The following is a 19725-nucleotide window of genomic DNA, read 5'->3' on the forward strand; positions in this document are numbered from 1 at the left end:
CGAGCCTATAGGGCACAAAATCAGGTCTGGCTTGACGGTCGTCGGCTGTCATGTGTATTATAACATCAATACACTGTGGGAGACGACCGATGCGCCGTTCATTGTTGCTGCTGGGGATATTCGTCCTGCCCCTCGCCGGCTGTGGCGACGACGGCAAGGAAGGGACCACGATTTCACTCAATTCCATGACCGAGGATGGCAATGTCACGGCCGGTGTCGATGGAAAAACTGGTGAGGTGGCGATCAATGCGCCCGGCTTCTCAGGCAAGATCACGCTGCCCAAGCTGAAGCTCGATAGCAGCGATTTCGAGATGAATGGCGTCCATCTTTATCCAGGATCAACGATCAGCGGGATGAATATTGTCGCCAATGACGGCAAGGATGGCGACGACAAAGCCAATGTCCGGGTCACCTTTGACAGCCCGGCGGAACCCGCCGTGGTGCGCGACTGGTTTTTTGATCGGCTGGGCAAGGCAGATTTCAAGATCACCAAAAGCGGCACCGGGCTGAAGGGCACCGATGAAGAGGACAAGCCATTTGCGCTTGAACTGACGCCTGCTGCCAATGGCCATTCAACCGGCGTGATTGTCGCGGGCGGCTGAAGTCAGGGTGGGAAGTACGGTTTTGTCCTGAATCGGTGCCTAATTATAGCAACGCTTGACCGAACACCCCTGCCTCGCCTCTGAGGGTAGGAGGAAACCTAGCGTGGAGGCTGGCATGACGCGATCATTCTCTCTTGGCGTTGCGACATTGGCAGCCATGGCGATCACGCTGGTTGGTTGCGCAGCGCCAGCACCCACATCGGCTGTGGCAATGGCGGGCAATAATGCAATGGACATGCCGATGCCCGATGGCAGCGCCGTCGATATGGCCGCGCTGCCGCTTTATCCGGGGTCAAAAATGGTCGACATGAAGATCATGCCGCATGAGGTGGATGACATGATCGATATGGCGTTCGACAGCCCGGCTGATCCGGCAACCGTTCGCGCCTGGTATGTCGATACGCTGGGCAAACAGGGCTTTACCCTGAAAGAAGACGGCACCGCGCTCGCCGGCACTGACGCCGATGGCAAGCCGATCCGGATCGACGTCCAGCCCGCCCCGGGCGGCCACAGCACCGGTACCGTTAGCAAAGGATAACGGCGGCCCGGCAGACCCCCCGTTCGAACTGAGGGTCGAACCCCTGTTCGAACCCGGCGCGGCGTCCTATGTTGCGGCCTTCATTGCCTAACGGACGACCATCGATGCTCGAAACGCCGCCTGCCGAAGTGCCCACCTTGTCGCTGTTGCAGAACCGCGATGATCCTGACGGGTTCGCAAGCGCGCTGGGTGCGTCTTTTGAACGGTTCGGCTTTGCCGTTGTGGCCGATCATGGCATCGATCAAACGCTGATTGATGACGCCTGGCGCTATACGCAGGAATTTTTTGCGCTGCCGGAAGCCGAAAAGCGGGGCTATTTTACCGAAGCAGGTGGCGGGCAGCGCGGCTATACCCCCTTCAAGACCGAAATCGCCAAGGGCGCCAGCCTGGTCGATCTCAAGGAATTTTGGCATGTCGGCCGCGATCTGCCCGCTGGCCATGCCTATGCCGACGTCATGCCCCCCAATATCTGGCCGACCCGACCCGAGATGTTTCAGCCAACGCTGACCACGCTATTCACTGCCTTTGATCGCGCCGGGGATACGATCCTGTCGGCAATTGCCCGCCATCTTGGCCTGACCGCGACTTGGTTTGATCCAGCGGTGAAGGACGGTAATTCGATCCTCCGCCTGCTCCACTATCCGCCAATCCCCGCCGATGCAGAGGGCGTACGGGCAGGCGCGCATGAGGATATCAATCTCATCACCCTGTTGCTGGGGGCAGAGGAAGCCGGGCTTGAATTGCTCGACCGGGACGGTCACTGGCTGGCGATCAAGCCGCCCGCTGATGCGATGGTCGTCAATGTGGGGGACATGCTGCAGCGGCTGACCAATCATGTCCTGCCCTCCACCACGCACCGCGTCGTCAATCCGCCGCCGGAACGCCGCGCGTTGCCGCGCTATTCGATGCCCTTCTTCCTCCACCCCGCGCCCGATTTCCTGATCGAAACGCTGCCGGGCTGCGTCAGCGACACGAACCCCAATCGCTACCCAACGCCGATCACCGCGCATGACTATCTGCACGAGCGGCTAGTCGAGATTGGGCTAGTGAAGAAATAGGCCAAGAGTCGCGCTTGGCACTTGCTCTTCGCCCTGGGCTTGTTCCTGGGTCCACTGTCCCGCTAGAGCGCCGGCAGCGATTATTGCCATCCGGTAGATGCCGGGACATTTTCGGCATGACAGACTGGAACGACCAATGACCAAACCCCTGCGCATCGCGCTCGCCGGACTCGGCACCGTTGGCGGTGGCGTCATTCGCTTGCTTGATGCCAATCGCGATCTGATTGCCCGACGCGCCGGTCGTCCGATCGAGATCGTTGCGGTTTCCGCGCGTGATCGTGCCAAGGATCGCGGCGTCGATATCACCCGCTTTGCCTGGGTCGATGATAGCACAGCACTTGCCCAGCAAGCCGATGTCGATGTGGTGGTGGAGCTTGTCGGCGGATCGGACGGCCCCGCGCTCACCCTCGCCCGCGCAACTCTCTCCGCTGGCAAAGGGTTCGTCACCGCCAACAAGGCGATGATCGCGCATCACGGGCTGGAACTCGCCCACGCCGCTGAAGCCGCGCGCGCGCCGCTCAAATTCGAAGCCGCCGTGGCGGGCGGCATCCCGGTCATCAAGGGCCTGCGCGAAGGGGCTGCCGCCAACGAGATTGCGCGCGTCTATGGCATCCTGAACGGCACCTGCAATTTCATCCTGAGCAAGATGGAAGCAGAGGGCCGCGATTTTGCCGATGTCCTGGCAGAGGCTCAGGCGCTTGGCTTTGCCGAGTCCGATCCCAGCTTCGATATCGACGGCATCGACGCCGCGCATAAATTGTCGATTCTCTCCAGCATTGCCTTTGGCACCCAACCCGCTTTTGGCGACGTCCAGGCTTGCGGCATTCGCGCCGTCCTCGCCGCCGATATCGCTGAGGCAGCCGCACTGGGCTATCGCATCCGCCTGCTTGGCATTGCCGAATCGACTGATGCTGGCCTGTTCCAGCGCGTCCACCCGCATCTGGTGCCGACCAGCCACCCGCTCGCCCATGTCACCGGTGCCACCAATGCGGTGGTGGCAGAGGGCAATTTCGTCGGGCGCTTGCTGTTCCAGGGGGCAGGTGCAGGCGACGGGCCGACCGCATCGGCGGTGGTTGCCGATCTGATTGATATTGCGCGCGGCGAATATGGACCGCCCTATGCCATGCCCGCCGAATCGCTCGCCGCGCAGGACGCCGCCGATACGGGCAACCGGCTCGGTCGCGCCTATGTGCGGCTGACCGTGGCCGACAAGGTTGGCGTGCTGGCCGAAATTGCCGCGGCGATGCGCGATGCCGGGGTGTCGATTGAAAGCCTGATGCAACGTGGCCATGCCAGCGATGGCAGCGTGCTGGTCGCGATTGTGACGCATGAAGGCCCGGAGCGTGCGGTTGCGCAGGCACTGGAGAAATTGCGCGGTTCGCCCAGCCTGATCGGCGCGCCGTTATGGATGCATATCCTGGCCTAAGGCGCGGGCGGCCTCAATCCGCCGACACGGGTGCCGCGACCACCAACGGTGACCCCAACCCCGACCATGCCGCAACCGACCAGATAGGGGCCCATATCCTGGCATGGCGTCGTTTTGTGCTGCAACCGCTCGGCTTGTTCGAACACGCCTTCGCGGCGCGGATTGCCGATATCATAAGCGATAAATGGCAAGCGATAGCGATCGGCATTGCGGGCACCACACACCAGAATCTCGTCACGATCGACACTTTGCTCGCAGCGAATTTCCGCTCGCGTCAGGTCGCGATAGGTCTTGAGCAAATCGGCGACATCCGTGCCCGCCATCATCATCATTGCCACAAGCATGATCACCACACCCTCAAGCCTATGGCATTGTGATCAAAAGAGGCGTCGCCTGCAATCCCTCCGCGGTCAGCCGATTGGGGCGATGCCCAGCCGCCTGAGCTCGATCGCCGGGCAGCGATCCATCACGACCGCCAAGCCCGCTGCTTCGGCGCGCGCTGCGGCGGCTTCATCAATAACGCCTAACTGCATCCAGACTGCTTTTGCACCGACAGCAATCGCCTGATCAACCACCGCACCGGCAGCGGCAGAATTGCGAAAGATATCGACCATATCGATCGGATCGCCGAGCACGGCCATATCGCCGAACACGAATTCGCCGTGGATGTGCTCGCCAGCGATCTGCGGGTTGATCGGGATCACGCGGTAGCCATGGCGCTGCAACGTGGCCATCACCTCATTTGAAGGGCGATCGGGCCGATCCGACGCACCGACCAGCGCGATCGTGCGCACGCGTTCAAGCAACGCCTTGATGTCGTCATCCGAAGTCAGCGGCATGGTTGCCTCCTCGATCAAGCCAATCGCGCACGATCGTGGCGATCTCCATGAACGCGGCGCGTTCCGGCCCGTTCCCGGTGACCGGCGGGTGACCACCATCTGAGCCGGTACGAATCGCGATATCGAGCGGGATGCGCCCCAGAAACGGCAGCGTGAGCAGATCAGCGGCAAGTTCCGTCCCGCCACTGCCAAACGGATCGGAAATCACGCCGCAGGACGGGCAGGCATAGCCCGCCATGTTTTCGACCAGGCCAATCACCGGGATGCCCGCCTTGACGAACAGGTCGATCGCCCGCCGTGCATCGATCAACGCCAGATCCTGCGGGGTGGACACAATGACGACGCCCGCCGGCCGGTGCTTTTGGATCATCGTCAGCTGCACATCGCCCGTGCCCGGTGGCATATCGACGACGATCGTATCCGCATCCCCCCAATCGGCATCGACCAATTGCCCAAGGGCGCCGGCAGCCATAGGCCCGCGCCAGGCAATCGCCTGATCGGGTTCAACCAATTGCCCCATCGACAGCAACGGCACGCCATAAGGCGTTTCGACCGGCAACAGTTTCTTGTCCGGCGCGGTGGGGCGGCTGCCCTCGACGCCCATCAGCTTGGGTTGCGAGGGGCCATAGATATCAGCATCAACCAGCCCGACTTTGCGCCCCAATTGGTGCAGCGCAATCGCAAGATTGGCAGACACGGTTGACTTGCCGACCCCGCCCTTACCGCTGGCCACCGCGATCAGCTGGCGCTGGCTGCGCTGGCTGGTCATCGCGACGCGCACCTCGTCGATGCCGGCGAGCGCCGACACTTCAGCGCGAACCGACGCCGCCAGCATGTCGCGCGCCGTCGGCTCAAGGCCGCTGACGTCGAGGATGATCGAAGCGCGGCCCTGTTCGAGCCGGGCAGTAGCACGCGGGCCGGCAATGGCGGTGAGCGTGGCGGTGAGGAGATCAATATCAGTCATGTCTACGGCATTAGGGCGGTCTTGATCGGTTGCCACTGTTTTTCCCGTCCAAGACACCTATAAAGGGCCAATGATCACTCGTCCGGCCTGGCTGCAGCGCCTCTCCACCCTGATGACCGAAAAGCCAAAAAGCCCCTGGGGCAATTCTGGCGATGACAATGAGGGGCCTCGCAACCCCTGGTCGGTCCCCCCTGGCGGCAATCGCTCGCGCGGGCCAAAGCCCACCGCGCTCGATGAATTTATTCGCCGTGCACGCGGCTCGGGCGGCGGCGGCGGCGGCGGCGGCAGCTTTACCGGCTTCCCCAGTGGCGGCGGCGGGCGCGCGATTTGGCTGATCGGTTCGGCATTGATTGTCGCTTTGTGGGTCATCTTCACCAGCGTGCATCAAATTGCGCCGCAGCAGCGCGGCGTCGTCGCCTTTTTCGGTCGTTATGAACAAACGCTCGATCCCGGCATCCGGCTGACCTGGCCTGCCCCAGTCGCCACGGTCACCAAGGTTGATGTCCAGGCGATTCGGACCGAGGATTTCCCCGAAGGTGGCGGCGGCGAAAATCTGATGCTGACCGGTGACCAGAACATCATCGATCTGGCCTATTCGGTTCGGTGGGACATCGCCAACCCGCAGGATTATATCTATCAGATCCGCAACCCCAAGGACACGGTTCGCGCGGTGGCGGAAAGCGCGATGCGCGCCACCGTTGCGACGGTGACGCTGGACGAAGCGATCGGCAGCGGTCGCGACCGGATTGGCGTGCGGGCACAGGATCTGATGCAATCGATCCTCAACGAATATAATGCCGGTATCCGCATCCAGGGCATCGCCATCAAGCAAGCCGATCCACCGACCAAGGTGATCGACGAGTTCAAAAAAGTGAGCGCGGCGCAGCAGGAAGCCGAATCGAACCTGAACGAAGCCCGCACCTATGCGCAGCAGATTACCGCACGCGCGCAGGCAGAGGCGACCCAGTTCGATCTGGCCTATGCCCAGTATAAGCTGGCCCCCACGGTGACCCGCCGCCGCATGTATTATGAAACCATGGAGGCCGTGCTGGCCAAGACCAACAAGACGATCGTCGAAACGGGTGGTGTAGTGCCCTATCTGCCGCTGCCCGGGGTTCGCGGCCGTGTTGCAGAGCCGGCCATGCCGCTAGCCAATCCAGCGCCGGGAGCCAGCCAGTGAACGCCACCCTGTTCCGCAATCCTGTCGCGCTTGGCATTGGCGCGCTGGTCGCTTTGATCCTTGCAGTCAGCAGCTTCGTGATCGTGCCCGAAACCGAACAGGCCGTCGTGCTGCGGTTTGAACAACCGGTCTATACCGTCAATGTCTGGCAACCCAACGAGCCGTTTGGTCGCACCGGCGCCGGGCTGCTGGCCAAATTCCCGTTCATCGACAAGGTCGTCTGGGTCGATAAGCGCGTGCTCGATGTCGATCTCGACAATCAGCAAGTGCTCTCGACTGATCAGTTGCGGCTTGAAGTTGATGCATTCGCGCGGTTTCGCATCGTCAATCCCCTGAAAGCGGTGGTGTCCACCGGCAGCAGCGCAGCAACCGAGGACAGAATCGCCGAACAGCTACGCCCGCTGCTCGGTTCGGCATTGCGCAACGAACTTGGCAAGCGCCCCTTTGCCGCCTTGCTCAGCCCGGAGCGTGGCCAGGTGATGGATAATATCCAGAACGGCCTGCAAAAACTGGCGTCGCAATATGGCGTCCAGATCGTCGATGTCCGCATCAAGCACGCTGACCTGCCCGATGGCAGCCCGCTCGACAGCGCGCTCAACCGGATGCGCACCGCGCGCCAGCAACAGGCGGCGACGATCCGTGCGCAAGGGCAAAAATCAGCGCAGATCATCCGCGCCGAAGCCGATGCCAATGCCTCACGCATTTATGCCGAAAGCTTCAACAAGGATGCGGAATTCTATGATTTCTACCGGGCGATGCAGTCCTATCGGCAGACCTTTGGGGCCGATGGCAGCACGCCGCAGGGCGAGACGTCGATCGTCCTTTCGCCCAATAACGAATATCTGAAGCAATTCACTGGGCGTCCCCGCTGACAATCGGTTCATATTCAATCGCCGTTAAGGCGCGGACCGGCAAAGCGTGCCGTGTTGCGACGGACAAGAGAGGAATAATCTAACGTGCGTTATGCCTATGCCATTACCGGAGCCCTTTTGCTGGGCGGCGCTGCTGCCGCTGTAACGCTCCAGCCACCTGCCGCCGCGCAGACAGCGCAGAATGAACCGGCGGCGATGGCCGCCATCGCGCCCCGCGCAGGCGCCCCGGTCAGCTTTGCCGATCTAGTCGCCAAGTTGCAGCCGGCGGTGGTCAACATTTCGACCAAACAGAGCATCAAGGTACAGCAGGCACCGGCCAATCCCTTTGCCGGCACACCCTTTGCTGAATTGTTCGGCGGCCAGGGTCAGGGCCAAGGCGCGCCGCAGCCCCAGACCCGCGAAGCACAGTCTCTCGGTTCGGGCTTCCTGATTTCGGATGACGGCTATGTCGTGACCAATAATCACGTGGTTGCCCCGGGAGCCAAGGGCGCGTCGGTCGATTCGATCACCGTCACGCTCACCAACCGCAAGGAATATGTCGCCAAGCTGGTCGGTCGCGATCCTATCTCTGATCTTGCGCTGCTCAAGATCGATGCCAAGGACCTGCCCTTCGTTCGCTTTGGCGATTCGACTCGCACCCGCGTTGGTGACTGGGTCATCGCGATCGGCAACCCGTTCGGCATCGGCAGCACGGTTACGGCCGGGATCGTCTCGGCGCTTCACCGCGTAACGGGTGCGGGCGCTTATGATCGCTTCATCCAGACCGATGCCGCGATCAACCAGGGCAATTCCGGCGGCCCGATGTTTGACCTGAACGGCAATGTCATCGGCATCAATTCGCAGATCTTTGCCGGCCAGTCGGGCGGCAATATCGGCATTGGTTTTGCCATCCCGGCCGAAGACGCCAAGCCTGTTATCGACAAGCTGATGAAGGGCACCACGATTGCCCGCGGCTATCTGGGTGTCGGGCTGCAATCACTTGATGATGACAGCGCCGCCGCACTCGGCCTGCCCAAGAATAGCGGTGAAATCATCCGGAGCATTGCGCCGGGCGAGCCCGCTGACAAGGCAGGCATCAAGGTCGGCGACGTTGTCGTCGGCGTGAATGGCAAAACAGTGACGCAGGACGCCTCGCTCAGCTATCTGGTGGCGAATGAAACGCCGGGATCGCGCATCCCCATCGAGCTGATCCGCGCCGGCAAGAAGATGACCGTTTCGGTTGTTGTCGGCACGCGGCCATCCGAAGATGTGCTGCAGGCTTCAGCGGGTGGTGAAGACGGGGATGGCATGAGCCAACCCGACACCGAGGGCCCCGCGTCGCCTGTTGCCAATAAGCTTGGTCTCGCCGTCGTCCCGCTCACCCCGCAAATCGCCCGCAATATTGGTGTCGATTCGACCGTGACCGGGGTCGTCATCAGCGGCACAGATCCATCGAGCGATGCCGGGCAAAAGCTGAAGCGCGGCGACGTGGTCGTCTCGGCCAATGGGACCCCGGTTGCCACGCCCGATGCGCTTGCGGCGATTGTTGCACAAGCGGTCCGTGACGGCCGCCCGACGGTGCTGCTCTATGTCCAGCGCCAGCGGTTGCCGGGTGCCTTTGTGCCGATCAAGCTGAAAAAATAAGCCATTTGCCGATGGTTTATCGATGCCGCCCGGTCAGCATTGACCGGGCGGCATTTTCATATCTTGCCGTCGTCCCCGCAAACGCGCGATAGCGAAGCAAGAGCGCGGGGAGAGTGATATGGCAGACGGCAGCATCTTCATTGGTACGGGCGGCGGGAAGCCGCAGGCGCTCGAACTTAAGCGCGCCAACCGCCACGGCCTGATCGCTGGCGCGACCGGCACCGGCAAGACGGTGACGGTGCAGGGCATTATTGAAGGCTTCTCCGCCGTTGGCGTCCCCTGCTTCGTCGCCGATGTGAAGGGCGATCTCGCCGGCCTCGCCATGGCCGGGTCGCCAACCGCCAAGATGCACGAGATCTTCGCCGCCCGCGCCAAGGAGATTGGCTATGAGGGCTGGGCCTATAGCGACACCCCCGTGCAATTTTGGGATTTGTTCGGCGAAAAAGGCCACCCCGTGCGCACCACGGTCAGCGAGATGGGACCGTTGCTGCTCGCGCGACTGATGGACCTGAATGAGGTGCAGGAAGGCGTGCTGACCATTGCCTTCACCGTTGCCGACAAGGAAGGGCTGTTGCTGCTCGATCTCGATGATCTGCAGGCGATGCTCGCGCACTGCGCCACCCGCGCCGATGAACTGACGACAACCTATGGCAATATGTCCAAGGCGAGCATCGGCACGATTCAGCGTTCGCTGCTGCAATTGCGCGCTCAGGGCGGCGAGCATTTCTTCGGTGAGCCCGCGCTGGCAATGGCCGATTTCATTGGCTGTGATGATCGGGGTCGGGGCATCGTCAACATCCTCGCCGCCGACAAATTGATGCAAAGCCCCAAGCTCTATTCCACCTTTCTGCTGTGGTTGCTGAGCGAGCTGTTCGAGCACCTTCCCGAGGTTGGCGATCCCGATAAGCCAGTGCTGTGCTTCTTCTTCGATGAAGCGCATTTGCTGTTCAACGATGCGCCCAAGGCACTGCTCCAGAAGATCGAACAGGTCGTCCGATTGATCCGTTCAAAGGGCGTGGGCGTTTACTTCATCACCCAGAACCCGATCGACATCCCCGATACGGTCGCGGGCCAGCTCGGCAACCGCGTCCAGCATGCGCTGCGCGCCTTCACCCCGCGCGATCAGGCAGCGGTCAAATCGGCCGCCACCACCTTCCGCGCCAATCCCGGCGTCGATGTCGAGACCGTCATCACGGAACTGAAGGTCGGCGAGGCGTTGGTCTCTCTGCTGCAACCCGATGGCGCGCCATCGCCGGTTGAACGCACCCTCATCAAACCGCCCGCGACCCGCGTCGGCCCGCTCGACGCCAAGGAGCGCGGCGTGATGATCGCGACCGACGCCATCGGCGAGAAATATGACACGCTGATCGATGCAGACTCCGCCGAGGAATTACTCGCGACAAAGGCCGAAGAAGCCTCTGCCGCCGCCGCTGAAGCCAAGGCCGCAACGGCGGCAGAAAAGGCCGCCGCGCTCCAGGCCAAGGTCGATGCCCGCGCCGCCAAAGACGCTGAACGCGCCCGCATCGCTGCCGAAAAGGAATCCGCCCGCCAGGCGCGCGAAGCCGAACGCGCCGCCGCCAATAACCCCTGGAACAAGATCGCCACCGCCGCGACACGGACCGCGACCACCACCATCACCCGCACCGTCGCCAATGAAGTCGCCAAGCAAGTGTTCGGGACAAGCAGCAAGCGTGGTTCGAGCAGCGGCGGGTTGATCGGCGGGCTGGTGCGCGGCGTGCTGGGCGGGCTGTTCAAAGGGCGGTGATCGGCTGGGCACCTGTTGGACGCACCCAACAATCGGAGAGCAGGAGCGATGGCGGACGTGCAATATGACCGGATCGGGATCGACTATGCAGCGCTACGCAAGCCAGATCCCCGAATCGCCAGCGCCATATATGCAGCGCTTGGGTCGGCAGAGACGATCATCAATGTCGGTGCCGGAACGGGGTCTTATGAGCCAAACGATCGGCAGGTAACCGCAATCGAACCGTCTTCGGCGATGATTCACCAGCGCGCGCGGTCATCTGCCCCCGTCATCCAGGGATATGCCGAGCAGTTGCCGTTCGATGACAACAGCTTTGACGCGGCGATGGCAATCCTGACTGTCCATCACTGGGCAGACAAGGCGGCTGGCTTGCACGAATTGCGTCGCGTGACGCGCGGCCCCATCGTCCTGCTCACCTTTGATCCCGCCCAGCGGCCCTGGTTGACCGACTATCTGCCAGCCCTCGCGACGTTGGACGACGTGCGCATGCCCGCCATGGCCGATTATCAGCATTGGCTGGGGCCAGTGACAGTCACCACAGTGCCGGTGCCGCATGATTGCACCGACGGCTTCCTCTATGCCTATTGGCGACGCCCCACGGCCTATCTGGACCCGGCGCTGCGCGCGGGCAGTTCGTCGTTCTGGGCGATTGAGGACGCAGAAGAACGGTTGGGCCTGCTAGCGCAGGATCTGGAAAGCGGTGAATGGGCGCGCCGTTACGCCGATCTTCTGACACTCGATGCCTATGACGCGGGTTATAGGCTGGTCGTGAGCGGCTAATCGGTTAGCGGTGGCAGATAGATCGGGGCACCGCTCCCCATAGAAGCGGTGCCCCGGTCAGCCGCTTAGCGGCAGCGAACCTGCTGGTTATTTTGGTCAATGGCCTGGCCGGCAACCGCACCCAGCACACCGCCGAGAATCGTGCCGACCGCGCGCGAACGGCCGCCGTCGATGACATTGCCGAGCACACCGCCACCAATTGCACCGATAATCAGGCCAGTGGTCCCGTCATTGCGGCGACAATAATAGCGACCGTCGTTGCCGCGATAGACGCGGTCATCGGCCGAGAGCACGCGCTCCTGATAATTGGGCCCATCACGATAATAGCGGGCCGGATCATAGCCATTTTCATCACGATCGGCGAAGCGCGGATCTACATTGCGCTGACTATTGTACCGCGGATCATTGTAGCGCGGATCGTCGAAGCGTGGATCGTTGGCGCGCGGATCGCGAAAGTTCGATCGGTTGTTGCGCGCCGCCTGATAGCGATCAAATTCGGTGCGAAAAATCTGCATTTCGTTCTGGAAACGCTGCTGCGCGGTGGAAAATCGCTGCTCCTCCTGCGCGGTCTGGGCGAGCGCCGGCGTGGAAAGCGCCATGCAAGACGTGGCGATCAGGGCGGCTAGACGGGTGAAACAGGGCATCTCGGTCTCCTTGGATTGTTGAAGCCCAACTACCGAAGCTGGCGAAACGTTGCATGAACGAAATTACCTGCTGCCGTTCATCGGACCGATCAATCGCAATCCGCATCCATCGCACCGTTCTGGACCCTTGGGCTGATCGTCTACGCTGACACCCGGGATCAACCCTATTTTACTGGCGAGGCATCCGGCCCTGTCCAGGTCCAGGCGACGATCTTCCAGCCACTGTCCAGCTTCTTGAGCGCAAAGGTCATTTGCGCGGATTCGGCCATCGCGACCCCTTTCAGCGTAAAGCTGTAGGTCGAGGGCACCACGACATAGGCACGATCGCCCGTGACGATCTCACGCGTCACAGCGCCCAGTACCACCTTGGGGTTGGTCAACCTCTTGGCTGTGGCGTCCTTGGCATAATCATCGGCCCAGCGCTTCACGACGTCATGACCGCCCCAGAAATAGGGAGCTAGCTCATCGGTGATATGCGCATCGCCGGCATGGGTTGCGGCGGCGGCAGCGATGTCGCCCTTGTTGAAAGCATCGACGAACTGATAGATTGGCGCTTCAACAGCGGCATCCTTGGCCAGCGCTGGCATGCCCCAGAACATCATTACACCGGCGGCTGCAATCATGGCGCTTTTCATCATATCCCCCTAAAAATCATGCGGTGCAGCGATAGCACTCGGGCGCTCCTCTGCGAAACGAAACACGGCTACATATGGCTGAGCAGCACCTTGATCGGGATGAACGCAAAGGCGATCGAGCTATCGGCAACGCCGTAGGGCAGGAACAGCGATTCGCCGTGCCGCATCGCCCCGCAGCTATAGACGACATTGGGGACATAGCCCTCACGATCCTGATCGGCAGCGGCGAGGATCGGCTCGCGGGTGCGCCCGATCACCTTTGATGGATCGGCCTTGTCGAGCAAGACGGCGCCAATCGAGTATTTGCGCATCGCGCCAACGCCGTGCGTCAGCAGCAACCAGCCCTCATCAAGCTCGATCGGCGAGCCGCAATTGCCGATCTGCACCAATTCCCAGGGGTAAGCCGGCGTCATCAGCAGCTGCCCCTCATTCCAGTGGGTCAGATGATCAGAGCGCAGCAAAAACAGATTCTCGCCATCCTGCCGGCCGATCATCATATAACAGCCGTCGACCATGCGCGGGAACAGCGCCATGCCCTTGTTGCGCGCGGCACTGCCCGTCATCGGCACCAAATCAAACGCCCGGAAATCGCGCGTCCGCATCAGCTCGGACTGGATTATCGAGCCGTTATACGCGGTATAGGTACCAAGCCACTCAATGCTGCCATCTTCATGGCAAAACTGGACCAGGCGCAGGTCTTCCAGCCCCTTTGACTGGGCCTGGGTGATCGGAAAGATGACGGTGCCCGAAAGCGTGCTGTCGCGGTGGCGGTGCACCGTTACCGGGCCAGTCGGCATCACCATTTCCTCGCGGTCGGTGGTATCGGTGGCGGTTGCAAAAGGCGGTTCGGGCGCGAGTTTCAGTTCATTCTTGTTGGTGATGATCCCTTCGCGAAAGGCAATCGACGAGATATGCCCCTCACCCACTGCGCGCATCGACATCAGCAGCCGTTGCGATCCAGGCGGCATGCCGCTCTGGTCGAAATGCGGCACGACACTGGGATTCATGAGCGCGGCGGCGGCATAGCTATATTCATGGCAAAAATAGGCACCGATCAGCTGGCGTCGCTCGTCATCAATCTGGCTGCCGTCAAGATCAAGCAACGCTTCGATCTGGGCATAGCGCGTCATGAACACGCGCCGTGTTTGCCAGTGGCGGGCCTCAAAATCCTTGAGCACGATTTCCAGCTCGGCGCGGGTCTGGGCGCGGCTCATCGCCAAAACTTCCTGCACCAATCGCGCCGTGCGGCTGGGGGCACTGCCATTGGCCTGCCAGGCAAGGTGGAACGGGCGGACGACGACGCGCGAGGGATCGGCATGAAGCCGCAAACGGTGGTTGAAAACGTCTAACACTGGCTGGCGCGGCCCCTGAAACGATCCGGTCAACCCGATCGGTTAAATTGATCCCATCAAAGCGCTGCCCAACATGATGGCTATGCAACGGCCCTGGTGGGTCCTGCCACGGATTCGGCCAAGGTTGATAGCGACGAAATCGTGCACGACGCCAATTGCAGCGCCAAAATCGATTCCGCTCCCTGGTTGCGATTGATGCCGGTTGGCGTCAGCCCATCAAAACAGCCCCCGTCCTGCACCGTCGCCAGCGCCAGATCGAGATCGTTCAGCCCCAGGAACCAATGATAAGCCCGGTGCGCTTCGTCGATCCAGCGGCGTTCGCCCGTCGCTTCAAATGCTGCGGCACAGGCATCTGCTGTTGCCTGTGCTTCCAGCGGCTGCTGATCGAACAACAGGGGCGGGGCAAAGGGTCGGCCAAAACTTTCGGTGCCCACCGCCCGGAAACGCCCCTCGGGCGATGTTTGCCGCGCCATGATCCAGTCCAGCGTGTTGACGCCAGTCTCAACCAGATCAGCCCGGCCGAGCGCCAGGCCAGCGCGGATCATCGCTTCGGGCAGCCGGGCATTATCATAGGCAAGGACGATTTCGAACCATTCCCATACCGGCCGCCGCGCCGCATTGAGCAAGGCGAGATGATCGGCGCTGAATCGCTCCAGGATGGTCCGTGCCAGCGCATGACCGGGGTGGCAGTCAAGCATTTCTGCAGCGCCCAGCATCGCAAAGGCCTGCGCCCTGGGGCTACCCAGTTCGAGTGCCATCGACGCTGTTTGATCGAACAGCGCCGCGGCCCAATCGCGGTGCTTCAATTGCCGCGCATAGCGAACCGTCGTGCCAAGCGCCCATAGCGTGCGGCCGTTCGAATCCTCCGATCCAGCCTCTTCGCACCAGCTCCGATCGAAATTCATAAAATTGCGAAAGCGCTGCGCTTCGGGGTTCCAGGCGTGCTGAATGAACGAGGCATAGATCGTCGTCCATTTATCGCGCGCCACGTCATCAAGCACATCCATCCGCCCGACTAACATCAGCGCGCGGGCATTATCGTCGATGCAATAGCCATGGTGACGATCGGGAATTGAATAGATTGAATGCTGCAACATGCCGGTCGAATCGCTCATCCGCTCAACGGCGGCGAAATCAGGGTCGAGCGGGGTCAGCGGGGCGACGGGGCTTGGCAAGCGGCACGGCTTTGCCGCGATCATCGTTGCAATCTCGCGCAGCGCGGCTTCGGCGAGCTGAGACCACAGCATCGTCCTTCCCCGCGCATAAGTGCGCGCGGCCAATCGCTCGCGATTGCCATCATTGCCGAGCAGCGCGACGATCTCACGCGCAAAGCCCGCAGAATCGCCGAAATCCACCAGCACGCCATGGCCATCGGCCAGGATTTCGGTGGCATGCACATAAGGAGTTGAGACCACTGCCTTGCCGACACCGACGGCATAGGAAAGCGTGCCCGAGGTAATCTGTGCCGGATTGATATAGGGCGTGGCATAGATATCTGCGGCTTGCAGATAATCGATCAGATGTTCGTGCTCGACAAAGGCGTCAATGAATTGGACGTGATCGGTCACGCCGCGTGCCGCCGCCTGTGCCTTTAGCCGCTCACGATAGGCTTCGCCTTCATGCGCGACGAGATTGGGGTGAGTTGCGCCCAGCACAATATAGAGCGTGTCAGGCTGCGCAGCGACGATCGCCGGCAGGGCATCGATCATCGTCTCAATGCCCTTGCTTGGGGCCAGCAAGCCAAAGGTCAGCACGGTCCTGCGGCCTTCCCAGCCGAAACGGGGCTTGAAAACCGCGGGATCAGCCATCGGGCGATCCGGCACCCCGTGCGGGATCATCACCACGGCCTTGCCGCCGACACCGTGAATACGCTGCAAGATATCCCGGCCCTTTTCGGCCATGACGATCACGCGGGAGGCGCGACGCAGCAACCCCTCCAGCACGCGCCGCTGATCGGCATTGGGTCGTTCAAGAATGGTGTGCAATGTGACGATAACGGGCAGCGAGAGCCGATCGAGCAGGCCCAGAATGAAATCGCCGGCAACGCCGCCAAAAATCCCATATTCGTGCTGCAGCCACACCGCTTGGGCACCGCTTGCCTCGATCGATCGGGCCGCAGCCAGATAGCTCGACCGGTCATTCTGGGCGATCGAAGCGGTGACGGCGGCGGGGTAATCATATCGACCGGGATAATCGTCCATGGCATAAACATCGACGATCAGATCGGCGGCGGCGGCTTTCAGCGCTTCGAAAACATCCGTCGTGTAGGTGGCAATCCCGCATTGGCGGGGCAGGAAGTTACCGATCAGGGCCAGCTGCTTGATATGCGAAATCCTGTCGATTGCCTCGGTCATGCGCGCGCCCTTCAGAGAGCGCAACGATCGCGGGTGCACTTACCCTTCGTTGCAAACCCTCGAGTCGACCTAACGGGTTAACGGCAATATGGTTGCACCTATGATGCAGCGCAGCATGAAACTGCGGTGATGCGTTGCCCAATCACGGTCCAGTCGCGGCCCAAACGCAAACGAGGTCATGAACCCATAAACGATCGCTTTCGGCACGCGGGCTAAATGATCGAAACTGGCGGGTTTCGGCCTGGCCGGTTTTGGGCTGCACCAGCGACAACTAGACATTGAACCGTCGAAGTTCGAGTTAAGGCCCGAACAACTTGGCGCTGTCAGACCATAGCTTGGCTGCCACTGCATCGTCGCGAGCAAGCATGGACCGGTCGGGCCAAGTAGGCTTGCCACGACGAAGCGCCATATACACACGCGTGTTATTAATCGATCCGCCTGCTATCCCAGCAAGCGTAAACCGGCAGCGGCTCGACATCGATTTCATCTGAAGATTTCGCAAAAGAGGCGAGCGAACAAGCTTTTGCGGCGTTTCACCTGCCGTAAGCGACGTTCCGGGTCTTGTCGATCCGCTCAGCAATTCTGAGCACCTGTCGCGTGTCATATGGGCTGCGGGTCACGGTCTGGTCGTCCTGTCCCGATCAAGGGCCGAAGCGCTACCGGAGTCGATTGAAGTTTATGCCGACGCGGTATTTTACGGACTTCTGCGTAGAAACTGAGTCCGCTTTTGAGGCCCAGAACGCGGCAGCCACAATAAAGGTCGAAAAGGTTGGCAAAAGTCGCTTCAGCTCCGGACATAAACTGTCGGGCTACACGCGCCCGAACCGGGCAGAAGCTTCCATGTGATGCCCGTCAGCGGGCCTCCGTGATCGAAAGAGAGCGGTTCTGTGCCGCAATCGAGGGCGATGGCGTAGACATCGGAGCCGCGCGTGGTGAAGCGAACATTTCTTCCGTCTTCGGCTCGTGCCGCTGCAACGATCCAGGGTCGGGTTCCATAGATCGCGTCGCCATTGATCTTCAGCCATGCGCCGACCGCCTGTAGTCGTTCAACTTGCATGGGGCACAAAGTTCCATCGCCGCGCGGGCCGACATTGAGAAGAAGATTGCCGCCATGCGCGACGCAATCGACCAGCTGACGCAGGATTGCATCTGCACTCATCAGGTCCGTGTCGGCTTCCTGCCGATTGTAGCCAAAGCTCGACCCGATACCGCGGGTCGCTTCCCATTTCTTCTCGAACGATGTCGCCGCTGGCGCGTATTCAGGCGTGATCACGTCGTAATGCGCGGGCGGCGGAACACGGTGCTGCTTGAGATACCCGAACATCGCCCTCATTCGTGCGGTGCGGTCAGCATCGCTGCCATCGAGCAGGTCGCGTGCCGCCAACCAGCGGTCATTCACCAGACCATCTGCGTTCGCATTATAATGCGCCGCGCAGACCTCAAGCATCGAGGCTTCGGTCGGAAATCCGATGTCATTCCAAAGATAATCGGGCTGGTAGTTCGCGATCAGCTCTAGGTAATGATCGCGGCAATAGTCGTCATAGCCATCATCGTGCGGCATCGATGCGAACATCGCGGCAAGATTATCGACGCGATCCGGGTTGAACGTCCAGTCGAGCCCACCGGAGTAATAGGTGCCGAACCGCAACCCTGCAGCGCGAACCGCCGAAGCGACCTTGGAAACGACATCGGTCGGGCTTTGCCAGCCGCTCCGAAATGGGTTCGGATGCCGGCTTGGCCAGAGCAGATAACCGTCATGATGCTTGGTGACGAGCGTGACATAGCGCGCGCCACTGTCACGAAAGGCATCCGCCCAATCAGCCACCGGTAGCGCGGCCGCAGCGGCTTCGAACGGTTTCGCAAAGTCGCTATAGGGGGCGTCACCGTAATGGGTTCGGTGGAACGAAGCAGTGTTTGAGTCGTCAAATTTAAGGGTGTTCTCATACCATTCGGCGTAGCGGTTTGAGCGCATCATATCGGGCGCCATCGGGTCCGGATGCGCACCAAGCGGTGCAAAAGCCGGGATCGAATACAGCCCCCAATGGATGAAGATGCCAAACTTTGCGTCGTCGAACCAAGATGGCAGCGGGTGTCCCGAAAGGCTCTTGATCGTCGGACCGTAAATCAGGCTCATGCCTATGCCATAGCAATCCGCAAGTGCGCAGGCCAGTGGTGAGTGGGCATTGTGTCCACTCGATCGCAGCCACTTAAGAAGCTAAACCCGCCAGCCCTCTAAGTTGCGAATGGAGGACAGCTTTCAGGGCTGCAAATTAGTGTCGCAGATGACCGCCTCTGGGCGAAATCGGCCAATCCTTTCCTACAATAGCGAGTCCTGCTACACGTCCCTCGCTCTTTCACACCGTCGACCGTCTTCACTTCGCCATTGGGAAGCACTGCCTGCCGCGCCAAAGGGCTGCACCCTGACGACGATCTGGCGAAACCATCGCATCAGTGCGAACATTCGTGAACATTCGCATCCGGGCCCAGCCCGAACCCCAACCTCAATAAACGTCCGCCCGCAGACCAGTCATCGGATCATTTGAATGGCGCAGTGTGCGGCGCTTGCCGACAGGCCGTTTCTTATAAGTCTACCGCCTAGCCGCGCCCGCGATATCCGGGCACGTCCTGCGCGGGGATCCACACCCCAGCTGGTGGCGCGCCGCTCTGCCAGAAGACATCAATGGGAATGCCGCCGCGCGGATACCAATAGCCGCCGATTCGCAGCCAAAGCGGCTGCATCTCGCGATAAAGCCGCTCGCCGATGCCAACGGTGCAATCTTCGTGAAAGGCCTGATGATTGCGAAAGGCGCCGAGAAACAGCTTGAGCGATTTCGATTCGACGATCGTTGCCGCCGGCACATAATCAATCACCAGATGCGCAAAATCGGGCTGCCCCGTTACCGGGCAGAGCGAGGTGAATTCGGGCACGGCAAACCGCACCATATAGGTGCTGTCGCATCGCGGATTGGGTACATAATCGAGCACTGCCGTCTCGGGCGATGCTGGCAATGCACTCGTCTGGCCAAGGAATTTGGGTGTCATCACCATGCACTTATCGCGGGAAAACCCGAAAGGAAATGATGCTGCTGCCGA

Annotated in this window: 18 protein-coding genes; 9 read left to right on the forward strand and 9 right to left on the reverse strand. The window is 61.1% G+C overall.

The genetic code is table 11. The annotated features are described in order from the left end of the window. The first annotated feature begins 89 nt into the window (after positions 1 to 89). The 4 genes from B7Y43_RS11260 to B7Y43_RS11275 all read left to right on the forward strand — a co-directional run bounded on the left by B7Y43_RS11260 (position 90) and on the right by B7Y43_RS11275 (position 3624). Complete coding sequence (locus B7Y43_RS11260) at positions 90 to 602, forward strand: hypothetical protein (RefSeq protein ID WP_374131746.1); 513 nt, start codon at positions 90 to 92, stop codon at positions 600 to 602. Positions 603 to 717: 115 nt separating this feature from the next. Next, positions 718 to 1140, forward strand: coding sequence for a hypothetical protein (locus tag B7Y43_RS11265; protein WP_374131747.1), 423 nt, complete (start codon positions 718 to 720; stop codon positions 1138 to 1140). A 104-nt stretch (positions 1141 to 1244) separates the two neighbouring features. Continuing rightward, positions 1245 to 2198: an isopenicillin N synthase family oxygenase gene (locus B7Y43_RS11270; RefSeq protein ID WP_374131748.1), complete on the forward strand. Its 954-nt coding sequence runs from the start codon at positions 1245 to 1247 to the stop codon at positions 2196 to 2198. 136 nt (positions 2199 to 2334) lie between these two features. Beyond that, positions 2335 to 3624: a homoserine dehydrogenase gene (locus B7Y43_RS11275; RefSeq protein ID WP_374131749.1), complete on the forward strand. Its 1290-nt coding sequence runs from the start codon at positions 2335 to 2337 to the stop codon at positions 3622 to 3624. On the opposite strand, the gene B7Y43_RS11280 is transcribed toward B7Y43_RS11275, so the two are convergent. Genes B7Y43_RS11280 through B7Y43_RS11290 form a run of 3 tightly spaced genes read right to left on the reverse strand, consistent with a single transcriptional unit; the run spans position 3621 to position 5232 of the window. Next, positions 3621 to 3974 (reverse strand): hypothetical protein, encoded by a 354-nt coding sequence (locus B7Y43_RS11280; protein ID WP_374131750.1) that lies wholly within the window; start codon positions 3972 to 3974, stop codon positions 3621 to 3623. The two genes, B7Y43_RS11275 and B7Y43_RS11280, sit on opposite strands and share 4 nt — an antisense overlap. A 60-nt stretch (positions 3975 to 4034) precedes the next feature. Further along, the gene (locus B7Y43_RS11285) at positions 4035 to 4463 is read right to left on the reverse strand and encodes a CoA-binding protein (protein ID WP_374131751.1); all 429 of its coding nucleotides are present in this window, start codon (positions 4461 to 4463) and stop codon (positions 4035 to 4037) included. Next, positions 4444 to 5232, reverse strand: coding sequence for an Mrp/NBP35 family ATP-binding protein (locus B7Y43_RS11290; RefSeq protein ID WP_374131823.1), 789 nt, complete (start codon positions 5230 to 5232; stop codon positions 4444 to 4446). The genes B7Y43_RS11285 and B7Y43_RS11290 overlap by 20 nt, the downstream gene beginning before the upstream one ends. 265 nt (positions 5233 to 5497) lie before the next feature. Here B7Y43_RS11290 and hflK point away from each other — a divergent pair, with 265 nt between their 5' ends. The 5 genes from hflK (at position 5498) to B7Y43_RS11315 (ending at position 11647) form a co-directional block, all read left to right on the forward strand. Continuing rightward, positions 5498 to 6607 (forward strand): protease modulator HflK, encoded by a 1110-nt coding sequence (gene hflK / locus B7Y43_RS11295; protein ID WP_374131752.1) that lies wholly within the window; start codon positions 5498 to 5500, stop codon positions 6605 to 6607. Beyond that, positions 6604 to 7479, forward strand: a complete 876-nt coding sequence (gene hflC / locus B7Y43_RS11300; RefSeq protein ID WP_374131753.1) for a protease modulator HflC — start codon at positions 6604 to 6606, stop codon at positions 7477 to 7479. Before hflK ends, hflC begins: the two co-directional genes overlap by 4 nt. 84 nt (positions 7480 to 7563) lie before the next feature. Next, positions 7564 to 9102, forward strand: coding sequence for a Do family serine endopeptidase (locus tag B7Y43_RS11305; protein ID WP_374131754.1), 1539 nt, complete (start codon positions 7564 to 7566; stop codon positions 9100 to 9102). Positions 9103 to 9220: 118 nt separating this feature from the next. Further along, positions 9221 to 10867 carry a helicase HerA-like domain-containing protein gene (locus B7Y43_RS11310; RefSeq protein ID WP_374131755.1) on the forward strand — a complete coding sequence of 549 codons (1647 nt, stop codon included), beginning with the start codon at positions 9221 to 9223 and terminating at the stop codon, positions 10865 to 10867. A 48-nt stretch (positions 10868 to 10915) separates the two neighbouring features. Then, on the forward strand, positions 10916 to 11647 hold the full coding sequence (locus B7Y43_RS11315) for a class I SAM-dependent methyltransferase (RefSeq protein WP_374131756.1): 732 nt from the start codon (positions 10916 to 10918) through the stop codon (positions 11645 to 11647). Between the two features lie 65 nt (positions 11648 to 11712). Here B7Y43_RS11315 and B7Y43_RS11320 read toward each other — a convergent pair whose 3' ends face one another. The 6 genes from B7Y43_RS11320 to queF form a co-directional block, all read right to left on the reverse strand. After that, a complete protein-coding gene (locus B7Y43_RS11320) occupies positions 11713 to 12291 on the reverse strand; it encodes a glycine zipper 2TM domain-containing protein (RefSeq protein WP_374131757.1) in 579 nt (192 codons plus the stop codon). A gap of 164 nt (positions 12292 to 12455) precedes the next feature. Continuing rightward, positions 12456 to 12914 (reverse strand): DUF4440 domain-containing protein, encoded by a 459-nt coding sequence (locus B7Y43_RS11325; protein ID WP_374131758.1) that lies wholly within the window; start codon positions 12912 to 12914, stop codon positions 12456 to 12458. 80 nt (positions 12915 to 12994) lie between these two features. Further along, positions 12995 to 14278 (reverse strand): glycoside hydrolase family 130 protein, encoded by a 1284-nt coding sequence (locus B7Y43_RS11330; protein ID WP_374131759.1) that lies wholly within the window; start codon positions 14276 to 14278, stop codon positions 12995 to 12997. A gap of 80 nt (positions 14279 to 14358) precedes the next feature. After that, positions 14359 to 16632: a glycosyltransferase family 4 protein gene (locus tag B7Y43_RS11335; RefSeq protein WP_374131760.1), complete on the reverse strand. Its 2274-nt coding sequence runs from the start codon at positions 16630 to 16632 to the stop codon at positions 14359 to 14361. Positions 16633 to 17416: 784 nt separating this feature from the next. Next, entirely contained in the window at positions 17417 to 18766 is a 1350-nt protein-coding gene (locus B7Y43_RS11340; protein WP_374131761.1) for an alpha-L-fucosidase, read from the reverse strand. A gap of 461 nt (positions 18767 to 19227) precedes the next feature. Then, on the reverse strand, positions 19228 to 19680 hold the full coding sequence (gene queF, locus B7Y43_RS11345) for an NADPH-dependent 7-cyano-7-deazaguanine reductase (RefSeq protein ID WP_374131762.1): 453 nt from the start codon (positions 19678 to 19680) through the stop codon (positions 19228 to 19230). Positions 19681 to 19725: the final 45 nt, after the last annotated feature.

Source organism: Sphingomonas sp. 28-62-20, assembly GCF_002281505.1.